The sequence below is a fragment of the Paraburkholderia terrae genome (assembly GCF_002902925.1).
Taxonomy (GTDB): domain Bacteria; phylum Pseudomonadota; class Gammaproteobacteria; order Burkholderiales; family Burkholderiaceae; genus Paraburkholderia; species Paraburkholderia terrae.
Map to the genome: position 1 here is coordinate 3,301,635 of NZ_CP026111.1, position 16,963 is coordinate 3,318,597.

12 protein-coding genes and 1 tRNA gene are annotated in these 16,963 nt (G+C 59.5%); all 13 read right to left on the reverse strand.

Features of this window, described 5'->3' with window-relative positions; translation table 11 throughout:
* Positions 1-13: 13 nt before the first annotated feature.
* On the reverse strand, positions 14-484 hold the full coding sequence (gene rpsG, locus C2L65_RS14710; RefSeq protein ID WP_006053291.1) for a 30S ribosomal protein S7: 471 nt from the start codon (positions 482-484) through the stop codon (positions 14-16).
* Positions 485-670: 186 nt separating this feature from the next.
* On the reverse strand, positions 671-1,051 hold the full coding sequence (gene rpsL / locus C2L65_RS14715) for a 30S ribosomal protein S12 (RefSeq protein ID WP_006053290.1): 381 nt from the start codon (positions 1,049-1,051) through the stop codon (positions 671-673).
* 220 nt (positions 1,052-1,271) lie between these two features.
* Positions 1,272-3,119: a DNA helicase RecQ gene (gene recQ / locus C2L65_RS14720; RefSeq protein WP_042316288.1), complete on the reverse strand. Its 1,848-nt coding sequence runs from the start codon at positions 3,117-3,119 to the stop codon at positions 1,272-1,274.
* A gap of 220 nt (positions 3,120-3,339) precedes the next feature.
* The gene (gene rpoC / locus C2L65_RS14725; RefSeq protein WP_042316286.1) at positions 3,340-7,581 is read right to left on the reverse strand and encodes a DNA-directed RNA polymerase subunit beta'; all 4,242 of its coding nucleotides are present in this window, start codon (positions 7,579-7,581) and stop codon (positions 3,340-3,342) included.
* 21 nt (positions 7,582-7,602) lie between these two features.
* On the reverse strand, positions 7,603-11,709 hold the full coding sequence (gene rpoB / locus C2L65_RS14730; RefSeq protein WP_042316284.1) for a DNA-directed RNA polymerase subunit beta: 4,107 nt from the start codon (positions 11,707-11,709) through the stop codon (positions 7,603-7,605).
* Positions 11,710-12,078: 369 nt separating this feature from the next.
* Entirely contained in the window at positions 12,079-12,453 is a 375-nt protein-coding gene (rplL, locus tag C2L65_RS14735; protein WP_035935559.1) for a 50S ribosomal protein L7/L12, read from the reverse strand.
* A gap of 75 nt (positions 12,454-12,528) precedes the next feature.
* On the reverse strand, positions 12,529-13,059 hold the full coding sequence (gene rplJ / locus C2L65_RS14740) for a 50S ribosomal protein L10 (protein WP_174485118.1): 531 nt from the start codon (positions 13,057-13,059) through the stop codon (positions 12,529-12,531).
* Positions 13,060-13,327: 268 nt separating this feature from the next.
* Positions 13,328-14,026: a 50S ribosomal protein L1 gene (gene rplA / locus C2L65_RS14745; RefSeq protein ID WP_042316281.1), complete on the reverse strand. Its 699-nt coding sequence runs from the start codon at positions 14,024-14,026 to the stop codon at positions 13,328-13,330.
* Positions 14,027-14,458, reverse strand: coding sequence for a 50S ribosomal protein L11 (gene rplK, locus C2L65_RS14750; RefSeq protein ID WP_007578363.1), 432 nt, complete (start codon positions 14,456-14,458; stop codon positions 14,027-14,029).
* A gap of 151 nt (positions 14,459-14,609) precedes the next feature.
* On the reverse strand, positions 14,610-15,167 hold the full coding sequence (gene nusG / locus C2L65_RS14755) for a transcription termination/antitermination protein NusG (RefSeq protein WP_007578364.1): 558 nt from the start codon (positions 15,165-15,167) through the stop codon (positions 14,610-14,612).
* Between the two features lies 1 nt (position 15,168).
* A complete protein-coding gene (gene secE / locus C2L65_RS14760; RefSeq protein ID WP_007578365.1) occupies positions 15,169-15,549 on the reverse strand; it encodes a preprotein translocase subunit SecE in 381 nt (126 codons plus the stop codon).
* Between the two features lie 35 nt (positions 15,550-15,584).
* Positions 15,585-15,660 (reverse strand) — tRNA-Trp (locus C2L65_RS14765).
* Positions 15,661-15,722: 62 nt separating this feature from the next.
* Positions 15,723-16,913 (reverse strand): elongation factor Tu, encoded by a 1,191-nt coding sequence (gene tuf, locus C2L65_RS14770; RefSeq protein WP_028371383.1) that lies wholly within the window; start codon positions 16,911-16,913, stop codon positions 15,723-15,725.
* Between the last annotated feature and the right edge of the window lie 50 nt (positions 16,914-16,963).

Consider the following 16,963-nt stretch of genomic DNA (forward strand, 5'->3'; position numbering starts at 1 on the left):
GGGGACGGGATGCTTAGAAACGGAAATGCGAGAACGCCTTGTTGGCTTCTGCCATCCGGTGAACTTCGTCGCGCTTCTTCATCGCGCCGCCACGGCCTTCAGCCGCTTCGGAGAGTTCACCAGCCAGACGCAGAGCCATCGACTTCTCGCTGCGCTTCTTCGCGGCTTCACGCAGCCAACGCATCGCCAATGCCATACGACGCGACGGACGCACTTCGACCGGAACCTGATAGTTCGCACCACCAACGCGACGGCTCTTCACTTCGACCACCGGCTTCACGTTGTTGAGCGCTACCGTGAACACTTCCAGCGGGTCCTTGCCACCCTTGGTCTGGATCTGTTCGAAAGCGCCGTACACGATGCGCTCGGCAACCGACTTCTTGCCGGAGAGCATCAGCACGTTCATGAATTTTGCAACATCAACGTTACCGAACTTCGGATCCGGCAACACTTCCCGCTTGGGGACTTCGCGACGACGCGGCATGTTTCTTCCTTTAACTTTTCAGTTGGAGCGGCGCTTTCCTGCACCCACCCCGCGGTCACCAACTAACCCGATTCATCCATAACGACTTACCAGCCTGGTCGGGTGACCACTTACTCGACAGCACCGGCTATCCGGCACCACCGCTAAACCGCTCTTGCGAGCGACCTGTTACTGCTGACCGACTACTTACTTGCCAGCCTTGGCACGCTTCGCACCGTACTTCGAGCGAGCTTGCTTACGATCCTTGACGCCCTGGGTATCCAGCGAGCCACGAACCATGTGGTAACGCACACCCGGCAAGTCCTTCACACGGCCGCCGCGAATCAGCACGACCGAGTGTTCCTGCAGGTTGTGGCCTTCACCACCGATGTACGAAATGACTTCGAAGCCGTTCGTCAGACGAACCTTGGCAACCTTACGGAGCGCCGAGTTAGGCTTCTTAGGCGTCGTGGTGTACACACGGGTGCATACGCCGCGACGCTGGGGGCAGTCCTGCAAGGCCGGGCTCTTGCTCTTCGTCGTTTCCGACGTGCGGCCTTTGCGAACCAGTTGATTGATGGTTGGCATTGTTTATTCCTGAAATTGAACAAAATCGACGCGTTCGTTTCTGGGCAAAGCAGAAAATGACGCGTTTCTGACTACTGCTGACTTCCAGCCTTGACGTGTCGGCGACGAGCTTGCATCGCACGCAATCCCGCCAAGAACCGGAACCTAACATCATATTCCGAAAATCCCAAACGAGTCAACAGGTTGCGTCGATTCGAAAGGGGCGGCGGGCTGTTCGAATTCAATCCGCAGCGACGACTTCAAGCAGTTCGTCGCCGAAACGGTCGAGCTTGCGCGCGCCCATGCCGGGAATGTGGCGCAGATCGTCGAGCGATTCAGGGGAATTACGCGCGATTTCGGCCAGCGTGGCGTCGTGGAAAATGACATACGCTGGTACGCCATCGCTCTTCGCGGTTTCGGTGCGCCAGGCGCGCAGGCGGTCCCAACGCGCTCGCTCGCGTGAATTCATGCCCGCTGTCGGATCGGCACGTTCGCTTGTGCGTCCCGAAGATTGACGCGTGCGCACCGGCTTCACATAGCGACGCATCGTCACTTGTTGCTCGCCTTTTAGGACAGGCTTGCTGGCTTCCGTCAGCACGAGGGCGCCGAAACCGTCGTGATCGACGGTGAGAAATCCGAATGCGACCAACTGGCGAAATACCGCACGCCATTCATGCTCGGACAACGCCGCGCCGATTCCGAAGGTGCTCAGCTTCTCGTGGCCACGCTGCAGAATCTTCTCAGTACGATTGCCGCGAAGAATGTCGATCAGATGTCCTGCGCCGAAATTGAAGCCGCTAGCGCGCTGCGCACGGAACGCGCATGACAGCGCCATCTGCGATTCACGCGTCGCATCCCACGACGCCGGCGGCTCGAGACATGTATCGCAGTTGCCGCACGGCTTGCCCTCTTCGCCAAAGTAAGCGAGCAGCCGCACGCGCCGGCACGTCGCGGTCTCGCATAAACCGAGCAACGCATCGAGCTTGCCGGTTTGGACCCGCTTATGCGCGTCGTCGGCTTCGGATTCGTCGATCATCTTGCGCTGCTGCACGACGTCGCCGAGACCGTACGTCATCCAGGCGTTCGCCGGCAAACCATCACGGCCGGCACGCCCCGTCTCTTGGTAATAACCTTCGACGCTCTTTGGCAAATCCAGATGCGCGACAAAGCGCACGTCCGGCTTGTCGATGCCCATGCCAAACGCGATCGTCGCGCACATCACGACGCCTTCCTCGCGCTGAAACATCTCCTGATGCCGCTGACGCACTTCGAATTCCATGCCCGCGTGATATGGCAGCGCGCGCACGCCCTGTCCTTTCAGCCACTCGGCCGTTTCCTCGACCTTGCGGCGCGACAGGCAATACACGACGCCCGCGTCAGTCGTGCCGTCCGTGCGCGTGTGTTCCGCGCGGATGAAGTCGAGCAGTTGCGAACGCGCGTTGTCCTTCTCGACGATCCGATAGCGGATGTTCGGCCGATCGAAGCTCGACACGAACACGCGCGCGTCGTCCAGCGCCAGGCGATGGATGATCTCGTCGCGCGTGATCGCGTCGGCGGTGGCGGTCAGCGCGATACGCGGTACCGAAGGGAACCGCTCGTGCAACACCGAAAGCTGGATGTACTCGGGCCTGAAATCGTGGCCCCATTGCGACACGCAATGCGCTTCGTCAATGGCGAACAAACCGATGCGCGCGCGTTCGATCAGATCGAGAAAGCGTGGCGTCATCAGCCGTTCAGGGGCGACATACAGCAGATCGATTTCGCCCTCGCGCAACGCGCGCTCCGTCGCAGCTGCATCGGCGCCCGACAGCGTCGAGTTCAGATACGCCGCACGCACACCGACTTCCCTTAGCGCCGCCACCTGATCCTGCATCAACGCGATCAGCGGTGACACGACGATCCCTGCACCCAACCCGGCTTCGCGGCGCACCAGCGAAGGAATCTGATAGCACAGCGATTTGCCGCCGCCCGTCGGCATCAGCACCAGACAGTCGCCGCCTGAAGAAACGTGCTCGACGATTTCGCCCTGCTGCCCTCGAAACGCGGGATAACCGAAAACTTCGTTGAGGATCTGGAGCGAACGGGACATGAAGGAGAGAGAAAAGTGCGCGGAGCAGGTGACACGAATTTTACCAACGCAATCGCACTTCGCCCGAGGTTTGTCGTGTAACTGGCCATCCGGCAGAGTCCGAAGGGCATAGGCAGGAACGCAAATTCAAAAGACGAAAAAAAACCGCCCGGTCGAAACCGGGCGGTTCAGGCAACGTCGGCCAACTTCACAGGCAAGGCGGCTTGCGCCGCCTGCCGGCTTACTCGTTGGTGTGCGGCGTTTGCTCGGCGGCCGGGGTTTCCGGCGTACCGAACTCGAAGGCCTCTTCTGCAGCGATCTGGTCGAAACGCTCGCGATCCGCCATTTCCTTGGTCTTGCGCGCCTTGTGGAACGCGAGACCCGTACCGGCCGGAATCAGACGACCAACGATCACGTTTTCCTTCAGGCCACGCAGATCGTCGCGCTTGCCCATGATCGCCGCTTCCGTCAGCACGCGGGTCGTTTCCTGGAACGATGCCGCGGAGATGAACGAATCGGTCGACAGCGACGCCTTCGTGATACCCAGCAGGATGTTCTCGTACGTTGCCGGACGCTTGTCTTCCGCGATCATGCGATCGTTTTCGTCCAGCATGTCCGAACGCTCGACCTGCTCACCCGGGATGAAGCGCGTATCGCCGTTGTCGCTGATCTGAACGCGACGCAGCATCTGACGCACGATCACCTCGATGTGCTTGTCGTTGATCTTCACGCCCTGCAGACGGTACACGTCCTGCACTTCGTCCACGATGTAACGCGACAGCGCTTCGATACCCTGCAGACGCAGGATGTCGTGCGGATCCGCCGGCCCGTCGACGATCATTTCGCCCTTGTTGACGACTTGACCATCGTGAACCAGAACCTGCTTTTCCTTCGCAATCAGGAACTCGTGCTGATTGCCTTCGAGGTCCGTGATAACGAGACGCTGCTTGCCCTTCGTGTCCTTACCGAACGACGTCGTACCCGTGACTTCCGCCAGGATACCTGCGTCCTTCGGCGAACGTGCTTCGAACAGTTCCGCCACACGCGGCAGACCACCCGTAATGTCACGCGTCTTCTGCGCTTCAGTCGGGATACGTGCGAGCACTTCACCCACCTGAACCTGCTGACCGTCCTTCACGGTGATCAGTGCGCCGACCTGGAAGCCGATCTGAACCGAGTGCTCCGAGTTCGGGATCTTGACTTCTTCGCCGTTCGCGTCGAGCAGCTTCACCTGCGGACGCACGCTCTTCGAAGCCTGCGAACCGCGGCGCTTCACGTCGATCACGACGAGCGTCGAAAGACCCGTCACGTCGTCGATCTGCTTCGCGACCGTCACGCCTTCTTCGACGTTTTCGAACTTCACCGTACCGCCCCACTCGGTGATGATCGGACGCGTCAGCGGATCCCACGTGGCCAGTTGCGTGCCCGCCTTGATCTGCGCGCCGTCGAGTTGCAGCAGCGTCGCGCCGTACGGCACCTTGTGACGCTCGCGCTCGCGGCCGTGATCGTCGGTGATCATCGCTTCGCCCGAACGCGAGATGACGATCTGCTCGCCCTTCGCATTCGTCACGTAACGCATCGTCGACGTGAAACGCACCGTACCGTTCGACTTCGCTTCGACCGACGACGCCACTGCCGCACGCGATGCCGCACCACCGATGTGGAACGTACGCATGGTCAGCTGCGTGCCCGGCTCACCGATCGACTGCGCAGCGATCACGCCCACTGCTTCGCCGACGTTGACCGACGAGCCGCGGCCCAGGTCGCGGCCGTAGCAGGCTGCGCACAGACCGTAACGCGTTTCGCAAGTCAGCGGCGTACGCACGCGCACTTCGTCGATGCCGAGGCGTTCGATTTCTTCGACCGCGTCTTCATCGAGCAACGTGCCCGTTTCGTACAGCGTTTCCTGCGACTCCGGATTGACGACGTCAGCCACCGTCACGCGACCGAGAATACGGTCACGCAGCGCTTCGACGACTTCACCGCCTTCAACCAACGCCTTCATGGCGACGCCGTTGGACGTACCGCAATCGTCCTCGACCACCACCAGATCCTGCGTCACGTCGACGAGACGACGCGTCAGGTAACCCGAGTTTGCCGTCTTCAGTGCCGTATCAGCCAGACCCTTACGTGCGCCGTGGGTCGAGATGAAGTACTGCAACACGTTCAGGCCTTCACGGAAGTTCGCCGTAATCGGCGTCTCGATGATCGAGCCGTCCGGCTTCGCCATCAGGCCACGCATACCGGCCAGCTGACGAATCTGAACCGCGGAACCACGAGCACCCGAGTCCGCCATCATGTAAATCGAGTTGAACGATTCCTGACGCGTTTCGTTGCCGTCGCGATCCGTGACCGGTTCCGTCGACAGCTGTTCCATCATCGCCTTGCCGACCGCTTCCGACGTTGCCGACCAGATGTCGACCACGTTGTTGTAGCGTTCTTGCGACGTGACGAGACCCGACATGTACTGACGGTCGTATTCCTTCACCTTCTTCGCGGCGTCGCCGACGATGGTTTCCTTCTGCGGCGGCACGAGCATGTCGTCGACGCAGATCGAGATACCAGCGCGCGTTGCCAGACGGAAACCCGACTGCATCAACTGGTCGGCGAAAATCACCGTTTCACGCAGACCGCACTTGCGGAATGCGGTATTGATCAGACGCGAGATTTCCTTCTTCTTCAGCGGCTTGTTCAGCACCGAGAACGGCAGGCCCGGCGGCAGAATTTCCGACAGGATCGAACGGCCGACGGTCGTCGCGTACAGCGTGATCTTCGGCACGAACGCCGGCGCACCTTCCGACTTGTCTTCGTTATGGACCATTTCGGTGATCCGCACGTTGACGCGCGAGGCGAGCTCGACTTCCTTGTTCTCGTAGGCACGCAGCGCTTCCGAGACGCCCGTGAACGTCAGGCCTTCGCCCTTGGCGTTCACAGCTTCACGAGTCGCGTAGTACAAACCGAGCACGATATCCTGCGACGGCACGATCGACGGATCGCCGTTGGCCGGGAACAGCACGTTGTTCGACGCCAGCATCAGCGTGCGCGCTTCCATCTGCGCTTCGAGCGACAGCGGAACGTGAACAGCCATCTGGTCACCGTCGAAGTCGGCGTTGAACGCCGCGCAAACGAGCGGGTGCAGCTGGATTGCCTTACCTTCGATCAGCACCGGCTCGAAAGCCTGAATGCCAAGACGGTGAAGCGTAGGCGCGCGGTTCAGCATCACCGGATGCTCGCGGATCACCTCTTCGAGGATGTCCCACACCACCGGCGTCTGGTTCTCGACTTCCTTCTTCGCAGCCTTGATGGTGGTAGCAACACCCATCACTTCCAGCTTGTTGAAGATGAACGGCTTGAACAGTTCGAGCGCCATCAGCTTCGGCAGACCGCACTGGTGCAGCTTCAGCGTCGGGCCGACCACGATGACCGAACGGCCCGAGTAGTCGACGCGCTTGCCCAGCAGGTTCTGACGGAAGCGACCGCCCTTACCCTTGATCATGTCGGCGAGCGACTTCAGCGGACGCTTGTTCGCGCCCGTCATCGCCTTACCGCGACGGCCGTTGTCGAGCAGCGAATCGACGGCTTCCTGCAGCATCCGCTTTTCGTTACGGACGATGATTTCAGGCGCCTTCAGTTCGAGCAGACGCTTCAACCGGTTGTTACGGTTGATCACTCGGCGATACAGGTCGTTCAGGTCCGAAGTTGCGAAACGACCGCCGTCCAGCGGAACCAGCGGACGCAGTTCCGGCGGCAGCACCGGCAGCACTTCGAGAATCATCCACTCGGGCTTGATGCCCGAACGCTGGAATGCCTCGAGTACCTTCAGACGCTTCGCGTACTTCTTGATCTTCGCTTCCGAGCCCGTGTTCTTCAGCTCCGAGCGCAGCGTTTCGACCTGCTCGTCGATGTTGATCGCGCGCAGCAGTTCGCGCACGCCTTCCGCGCCCATCTCAGCGCGGAATTCGTCACCGTACTCTTCGACCTTATTGTAGTAATCCTCTTCCGTCATGATCTGACGCGCCTTCAGCGGCGTCATGCCCGGATCGATCACCACATATGCTTCGAAGTACAGCACACGCTCGATGTCGCGCAGCGTCATGTCGAGCACCATGCCCAGACGCGACGGCAGCGACTTCAGGAACCAGATGTGCGCGACAGGCGAGGCCAGTTCGATGTGGCCCATGCGTTCGCGACGCACCTTCGCGAGCGTCACTTCGACGCCGCACTTCTCGCAGATCACGCCACGGTGCTTCAGGCGCTTGTACTTGCCGCAAAGGCATTCGTAGTCCTTGATCGGACCGAAAATCTTCGCGCAGAACAGACCATCCCGCTCCGGCTTGAACGTGCGGTAGTTGATCGTTTCCGGCTTCTTGACTTCACCGAACGACCACGAACGGATCTTGTCCGGCGAGGCCAGACCGATCTTGATCGCGTCAAAAACTTCTTCCTGTTGGACTTGCTTGAATAGATCGAGCAGAGCTTTCATTGCTTTCTCTCCGTAGTCCGATTAGTTGCGGTCGAGGTCGATGTCGATACCGAGCGAGCGGATTTCCTTCACCAGCACGTTGAAGGATTCCGGCATGCCCGCGTCGATCACGTGATCGCCCTTCACCAGGTTCTCGTAAACCTTGGTCCGGCCCGTCACGTCGTCCGACTTGACCGTCAACATTTCCTGCAGCACATACGATGCGCCGTAGGCTTCGAGCGCCCACACTTCCATTTCACCGAAGCGCTGACCACCGAACTGCGCCTTACCACCCAGCGGTTGCTGCGTGACCAGCGAGTACGGACCGGTCGAACGCGCGTGCATCTTGTCGTCGACCAAGTGGTGCAGCTTCAGGTAGTGCATGTAGCCAACCGTCACCGTACGTTCGAAGGCTTCACCCGTGCGGCCGTCATACAGACGCACCTGGTTCTTCGACTTCGTCATGCCAAGGTTCTGCGCGATGTCGTCCGGGTAGGCCAGATCCAGCATGCTGGACATTTCCTCTTCCGTCGCACCGTCGAACACCGGCGTTGCGAACGGCACGCCTTCGCGCAGGTTCTTCGCGAGTTCGAGGATTTCGTCGTCGGTGAAGCTTTCCAGCTCTTCCGCGCGGCCCGACTCGTTGTAGATCTTGGTCAGGAACTTGCGAACTTCTTCGATCTTCGCCTGACGCTGCAGCATTTCGCCAATACGCCAGCCCAGACCCTTCGCGGCCCAACCCAGATGCACTTCGAGAACCTGACCCACGTTCATCCGTGACGGAACGCCCAGCGGGTTCAGCACGACGTCAGCCGGACGGCCATCGGCCATGTACGGCATGTCTTCGATCGGAACGATCTTCGACACGACACCCTTGTTACCGTGACGGCCTGCCATCTTGTCGCCAGGCTGCAGGCGACGCTTCACAGCCAGGTACACCTTGACCATCTTCAGCACGCCCGGCGGCAGTTCGTCGCCTTGCGTCAGCTTCTTGCGCTTCTCTTCGAATGCGAGGTCGAACTGGTGACGCTTCTGTTCGATCGAATCCTTGATGGCTTCGAGCTGCGCCGCTGCTTCTTCGTCCGCGAGGCGGATGTCGAACCAGTGGTAGTGATCCAGATCTTCCAGGTAAGCGCGTTCGATCTTCGTGCCCTTCGCGAGCTTCTTCGGACCGCCGTTCGCAACCTTGCCTTCGAGCATACGCGCGAGACGCTGGAACGCGTCGCCTTCCACGATACGCAGCTGGTCGTTCAGGTCGAGGCGATAGCGCTTCAGTTCATCGTCGATGATCTGTTGCGCACGCTTGTCGCGCTGGATGCCTTCACGCGTGAACACTTGCACGTCGATCACGGTGCCGCTCATGCCCGACGGCACGCGCAGCGACGTGTCCTTCACGTCCGACGCCTTCTCACCGAAGATCGCGCGCAGCAGCTTTTCTTCCGGAGTCAGCTGGGTTTCGCCCTTCGGCGTGACCTTGCCGACCAGCACGTCGCCTGCTTCGACTTCGGCGCCGATGTACACGATGCCCGACTCGTCGAGACGGCCAAGCTGCACTTCCGCGAGGTTCGAAATGTCGCGCGTGATTTCTTCCGGTCCGAGCTTCGTGTCGCGAGCTACGACATTCAGTTCTTCGATGTGGATCGACGTGTAACGGTCGTCCGCAACAACCTTCTCCGAGATCAGGATCGAGTCTTCGAAGTTGTAGCCGTTCCACGGCATGAACGCGACCAGCATGTTCTGGCCAAGCGCCAGTTCACCGAGGTCCGTCGAAGCGCCGTCAGCCAGCACGTCGCCGCGCGCAACCTTGTCGCCGACCTTCGCGATCGGACGCTGGTTGATGTTCGTGTTCTGGTTCGAACGCGTGTACTTGATCAGGTTGTAGATGTCGACACCGACGTCGCCAGCCACCGCTTCATCGTCGTTCACACGAATCACGATACGGCCTGCGTCGACGTAATCGACCACACCGCCGCGCAGCGCCTGCACGGTCGTGCCCGAGTCGACTGCCACCGTACGCTCGATACCCGTACCGACGACCGGCTTCTCCGGACGCAGACACGGCACAGCCTGACGCTGCATGTTCGAACCCATCAATGCACGGTTCGCGTCATCGTGCTCGAGGAACGGAATCAGCGATGCTGCCACCGACACGATCTGCGACGGCGCCACGTCCATGTACTGGATGCGGTCCGGCGTGACCATCAGCGTTTCGCCCGCTTCACGCGACGACACGAGTTCGTCGGTCAGCGTGCCGTCTTCAGCCACAGCCGCGTTCGCCTGAGCAATCACGTAACGGCCTTCTTCGATGGCCGACAGATAGTCGATCTGGTCCGTGACCTTGCTGTCCGTCACCTTCCGATACGGCGTTTCGAGGAAGCCGTATTCGTTCAGGTGCGCGTACAGAGCCAGCGAGTTGATCAGGCCGATGTTCGGACCTTCCGGCGTTTCAATCGGGCACACGCGACCATAGTGCGTCGGATGCACGTCGCGGACTTCAAAGCCAGCGCGCTCACGCGTCAGACCGCCCGGGCCAAGTGCCGAGACACGGCGCTTGTGGGTGATTTCCGACAGCGGGTTGGTCTGGTCCATGAACTGCGACAGCTGCGACGAACCGAAGAACTCGCGAATCGCCGACGAAATCGGCTTCGAGTTGATCAGGTCGTGCGGCATCAGGTTTTCGCTTTCGGCCTGGCCGAGGCGCTCCTTCACTGCACGTTCGACACGTACGAGACCCGCGCGGAATTGGTTCTCCGCCAGTTCGCCGACGCAACGCACACGACGATTGCCCAAGTGGTCGATGTCGTCCACTTCGCCCTTGCCGTTACGCAGTTCGACCAGGATCTTGATCGTCGCGAGGATGTCGTCGTCCTGCAGCGTCATCGGGCCGACGATCTCGTCACGGCCCACGCGGCGGTTGAACTTCATACGACCCACCTTCGACAGGTCGTACGCTTCTTCGCTGTAGAACAGACGGTTGAACAGCGCCTCGACGGCTTCTTCCGTCGGCGGTTCGCCCGGACGCATCATCCGGTAGATCGCGATACGCGCGGCCATCTTGTCGGCCGTTTCGTCGATACGCAGCGTCGACGAGATGTACGGACCTTGATCCAGATCGTTCGTGTAGAGCGTCTGGATATCCTTGATCTTCGCTTCGCGCAGCTTATCGAGCACGCTTTCGGTGACTTCGTCGTTCGCGTTCGCGATCACTTCGCCCGTGTCGCCATCAACGACATTCTTTGCCAGCACGCGGCCGAGCAAATAATCTTCGGGGACCGAAATGTATTTGGTCTTCGCGTTTTCGAGGTCACGAATGTGCTTCGCGTTGATACGCTTGTCCTTCTGGACGATGACCTTGCCGTCGCGATCCGTAATGTCGAAGCGCGCGACTTCACCGCGCAGACGCTCCGGCACGAACTCCATCTGCGCGCCTTCCGGCATCAGCGTGAAGTTATCGAACACGAAGAAGTTCGCGAGGATCTGTTCCGGCGTCAGGCCGATAGCCTTCAGCAGGATCGTGACGGGCATCTTCCGGCGACGGTCGACGCGGAAGTACAGCACGTCCTTCGGATCGAATTCGAAGTCGAGCCACGAGCCACGGTAAGGGATGATCCGAGCCGAGAACAGCAGCTTGCCGGAGCTGTGCGTCTTGCCCTTGTCGTGTTCGAAGAACACGCCAGGCGAACGGTGCAGCTGCGACACGATCACACGTTCCGTGCCGTTGATGACGAACGAGCCAGTCGGCGTCATGAGCGGAATTTCGCCCATGTACACTTCCTGCTCCTTCACTTCCTTGACGACGGGCTTGCTCGGCGATTCTTTGTCGAGCAGCACCAGACGCACCTTGGCACGCAGCGCTGAGCAGTAAGTCAGACCGCGCTGCTGGCATTCCTTGATGTTGAATGCCGGCGGCGACAGCATGTAGCTGACGAACTCTAGACGAGCGAAGCCGTTATGCGAAACAATGGGAAAAACTGAGGTGAACGCAGCTTGCAGACCTTCCGGTTTGCGCTGCACTGTGGGCACTTCTGCTTGCAGAAACGTGCTGAATGATTCAAGCTGGGTAGCCAGCAGGAAAGGTACTTGGTGAACGATGGGGCGCTTCGCGAAACTCTTGCGAATACGCTTCTTCTCGGTGAAGGAATATTGCATACGATCTCCGAATCACGGCGGGCATTGTTGTCGAGGCGGGATACCTTGATGTGACAACCCGAGTGTTCACCGACTGAGACCCGTTGGCCGTCCGATGGCTTGAACGAGCCTGAAAGCTTGGTGGTTGGCCGCTACCAACCGCTGGCTGACGGCAGCGGATGCCTGTGTTGCCCGCTACCCGACCAAACTTGCCTTCTGCAGTCGCTTCAGAAGACAAAGAGAAGCGCCAGTCGAACTTGCCGAACGGCGATTTTCTTTGGCTTCTGGGAGCACGTTTTTGCCGAAACTTGAGAGCAAAAACGTCGTTCCCACAAAGCACAAAAAGGCCGGCGGTGGAAAACCGCCAGCCTTCGCACAGCGCGCCGAAACTTACTTGATTTCAGCCTTCGCGCCGGCTTCTTCCAGCTTCTTCTTGGCTTCTTCAGCAGCAGCCTTCGGTACCGCTTCCTTAACAGGCTTCGGTGCACCGTCGACCAGGTCCTTCGCTTCCTTCAGGCCCAGGCCCGTCAGTTCACGAACTGCCTTAATAACGGAAACCTTGTTCGCGCCAACTTCCGTCAGGTTGACCGTGAATTCCGTTTGCTCTTCAACAGCGGCTGCAGCGCCGCCGCCTGCCGGGCCTGCCACTGCGACAGCAGCTGCCGACACGCCAAACTTCTCTTCGAACGCCTTGACCAGTTCGTTCAGTTCCAGAACCGACATCGAGCCTACGGCTTCGAGGATGTCTTCTTTTGCGATTGCCATTTGAAATACTCCTAAATTGAATTCGGATACAGCCAGCGATCAATTACGCTCAACTGAAGTGCGTCGATGCACTGCTTACGCAGCTTCGCTTTCCTTCTTTTCTGCCAGCGCGGCCAGAGCACGCGCGAAGCCAGAAACAGGAGCTTGCATAACGAACAACAGCTTGGAGAGCAGTTCCTCGCGGCTCGGGATGTTGGCCAGCGCTTGCACGCCCGCCTTGTCCATCACCTTGCCTTCGTAGGAACCGGCCTTGATGACCAACTTGTCATTGCTCTTGCTGAAGTCATTAACGACCTTCGCAGCAGCAATTGCATCTTCCGAGATGCCGTAGATCAGCGGACCAGTCATCTGCTCAGCCAGCGGAGCAAACGGGGTACCTTCGACAGCGCGACGCGCCAGCGTGTTCTTCAACACGCGCAGATACACCTGTTGCTCGCGCGCTTTCGCGCGCAGCTTGGTCAGATCGCCAACCGTGATCCCACGATACTCAGCCAGAACCACCGTCTGAGCTTTCGCGACTTGCGCGGAAACCTCAGCTACGACGGCCTGCTTACTTTCTTTGTTAAGTGGCACGGTTAACCTCCAGATTCGATGCACTTGGCACATGCCTTGTACATCGCGTTCAACAACGGCGTCCGACCAGTCAGGAGTACTTCGACCGCTCGAGATCCACATGGCTGCGGGAATCGAACGGTTTCATCACTTCAAAACTTTTTCGGGTTCGCCATCTGCGTTGGCTTGAATTAAGGAAGCACCCAACTGCTGCACTTCCACCAACGGTCTTTGACAACCGGCCGCTTGATTCAAACTGCAATCTCGCGACCGCCCAAAGCCCTTATATCCGCCCGGCCTTCCGACCGAGGCGGCTAAAATTTTACTGTGCTGCGAGCGTCGCCTGGTCGACGCGCACGCCGACACCCATGGTGCTCGACAGTGCGATCTTACGCAGGTACACGCCCTTGCTCGTTGCCGGCTTCGCCTTTTGCAGAGCTTCGACCAAAGCGCTCAGGTTCGAACGCAGAGCCGTCGGCTCGAACGATGCACGACCGATGGTTGCGTGGATGATACCGGCCTTGTCGACACGGAACTGAACCTGACCAGCCTTCGCGTTCTTGACTGCCGTCGCGACGTCCGGCGTGACCGTGCCGACCTTCGGATTCGGCATCAGGCCGCGCGGGCCGAGGATCTGACCCAGCGTACCGACGACACGCATTGTGTCCGGCGACGCGATCACGATGTCGAAATTCAGGTTACCGGCCTTGACTTGCTCAGCCAGGTCTTCCATACCGACGATTTCAGCGCCAGCCGCACGAGCCTGCTCGGCCTTTTCACCCTGTGCGAACACAGCGACACGAACCGATTTACCGGTACCAGCCGGCAGAACGACCGAACCACGAACAACCTGGTCCGACTTCTTCGCGTCGATGCCGAGTTGCACTGCGACGTCGATCGATTCGTCGAACTTCGCGCTTGCGCATTCCTTCACGAGCGACAGGGCCTCGTCGATCGCGTACAGCTTTTGACGATCAACCTTGTTTGCAAATGCTTGCAGACGCTTCGAAAGCTTAGCCATTTACACGCCCTCCACGGTGATGCCCATCGAGCGGGCGCTACCAGCGATCGTACGAACCGCTGCGTCCAGATCAGCTGCCGTAAGATCCGGCATCTTGGTCTTGGCGATTTCTTCAGCTTGAGCGCGCGTGATCTTGCCGACCTTGTCGGTGTGCGGCTTGCTCGAACCCTTGTCGAGCTTCGCAGCCTTCTTGATCAGGACCGTAGCCGGCGGCGTCTTCAGAACGAACGTAAAGCTCTTGTCTGCGAACGCGGTGATGACGACCGGAATCGGCAGACCCGGCTCCATCGCTTGAGTCTGCGCGTTGAACGCCTTGCAGAACTCCATGATGTTCAGGCCGCGCTGACCCAGTGCCGGACCAACCGGCGGCGACGGATTGGCTTTACCTGCAGGAATCTGCAGCTTGATAAAGCCGATGATTTTCTTTGCCATGTTGAAAAACCTCTTTAGAACGCGAGTGCGTTCGGTGAGTAGTAACGCGCCTTCGCCAAGCTTCGACTACCGACGCTCCTCAACGGCCATTACGCGGACCGTAAGCGCGAAAGACGGACCGCACCGTCCGGCGCGATCCGCGAAACCTTGCTTAAAGCTTTTCGACCTGGCCGAATTCCAATTCGACCGGCGTCGCGCGACCGAAAATCGTCACAGATACACGGACACGCGACTTTTCGTAGTTCACTTCCTCAACGCTGCCGTTGAAGTCGGTAAATGGACCATCTTTTACGCGAACCATCTCGCCCACTTCGAACAGGGTTTTCGGGCGCGGCTTTTCGACGCCTTCCTGCATCTGCGACATGATCTTCTCGACTTCCCGCGGGGAAATCGGGCTGGGACGATTGCGCGCGCCGCCCACGAAACCGGTCACCTTTGCCGTGTTTTTCACGAGGTGCCACGTCTCGTCTGTCATCTCCATTTCCACGAGCACATAGCCCGGAAAGAAACGGCGTTCAGTCACCGACTTGTGGCCACCCTTCACCTCGACGACTTCTTCCGTCGGGACGAGAATCTGGCCAAACTTGTCTTGCATGCCAGCACGTTCAATGCGCTCCTGAAGCGCACGTTGCACGCTCTTCTCCATACCGGAGTAGGCGTGCACCACGTACCAACGTTTTCCGCTCGGGGATGCCGGAATATCACTCATATCATTTCCAACCCAGAATCGCCGAGAAAATTGTCCACTCGATGGATTTATCACAAATCCAGAGGAACACTGCCATGATCAGTACAAACCCGAAAACCACCAGAGTCGTTTGACTTGCTTCCTTGCGGGTCGGCCAGACAACCTTGCGGACTTCTTTGTACGAATCTTTGGCGAACGCGATAAAACCTTTGCCGGGCGCTGAGAGAAGACCGACTGCGACGCCTGCGATCAGTCCGACAGCCAGAGCTGCTCCGCGGACGTACCACTCTTGGCCATTCAGCCAGAAGAACCCCACGAACCCGGCCAAGACCAACAATACGCCGGCGACGAGCATCAGCTTGTCGCTGGAAGTATTAACAGTTTCGACGGAAGGATTCGCCATAACACCTTAACGAGCGCCACATACGACGCGAGAGTTGGCAGGGGCAGAGGGAATCGAACCCCCAACCTTCGGTTTTGGAGACCGACGCTCTGCCAGTTGAGCTATACCCCTAAACCATTGGGGTCGGCGGCATCGCCAACCCCGAAACAACCGATCAACGAGAACTAGCTGGCTTACTCGATGATCTTGGCAACGACACCTGCGCCGACGGTACGGCCACCTTCACGGATTGCGAAGCGCAGACCTTCTTCCATCGCGATCGGAGCGATCAGCTTCACCGTGATCGACACGTTGTCGCCCGGCATCACCATTTCCTTGTCCTTCGGCAGCTCGATCGAGCCCGTCACGTCCGTCGTACGGAAGTAGAACTGCGGACGGTAGTTGTTGAAGAACGGCGTGTGACGGCCGCCTTCGTCCTTGCTCAGCACGTACACTTCAGCCGTGAAGTGCGTGTGCGGCGTGATCGAACCCGGCTTGGCCAGCACCTGGCCACGCTCCACGTCTTCACGCTTCGTGCCGCGCAGCAGGATACCAACGTTGTCGCCTGCCTGACCCTGGTCGAGCAGCTTGCGGAACATTTCCACGCCCGTGCAGGTCGTCTTCACCGTCGGCTTGATACCGACGATTTCGATTTCCTCGCCGACCTTGACGATGCCGCGTTCAACGCGACCCGTCACCACCGTGCCACGACCCGAGATCGAGAACACGTCTTCCACCGGCATCAGGAACGCGCCGTCAACCGCGCGCTCCGGCGTCGGGATGTACGTGTCCAGTGCGTCGGCCAGGTTCATGATCGCCACTTCGCCCAGCTCGCCCTTGTCGCCTTCGAGCGCCAGCTTCGCCGAACCCTTGATGATCGGCGTGTCGTCGCCCGGGAAGTCGTACTTCGACAGGAGCTCGCGCACTTCCATTTCGACCAGCTCGAGCAACTCGGCGTCGTCGACCATGTCGCACTTGTTCAGGAACACGATGATGTACGGCACACCGACCTGACGCGCCAGCAGGATGTGCTCACGCGTTTGCGGCATCGGGCCGTCAGCGGCCGAGCACACCAGAATCGCGCCGTCCATCTGCGCTGCGCCCGTGATCATGTTCTTCACATAGTCAGCGTGGCCCGGGCAGTCGACGTGTGCGTAGTGGCGGTTAGCCGTTTCGTACTCGACGTGTGCCGTGTTGATCGTGATGCCGCGCGCCTTTTCTTCCGGCGCTGCGTCGATCTGGTCATACGCCTTTGCTTCGCCGCCGAACTTTGCCGTCAGCACCGTCGTGATCGCTGCCGTCAGCGTGGTCTTGCCGTGGTCAACGTGACCGATCGTGCCGACGTTCACGTGCGGCTTGGTCCGCTCAAACTTACCTTTGGCCATTTTCGACTCCTAAGAGGATTTTTCCGTACGTTGCGCCGGGCGCAAGCAAT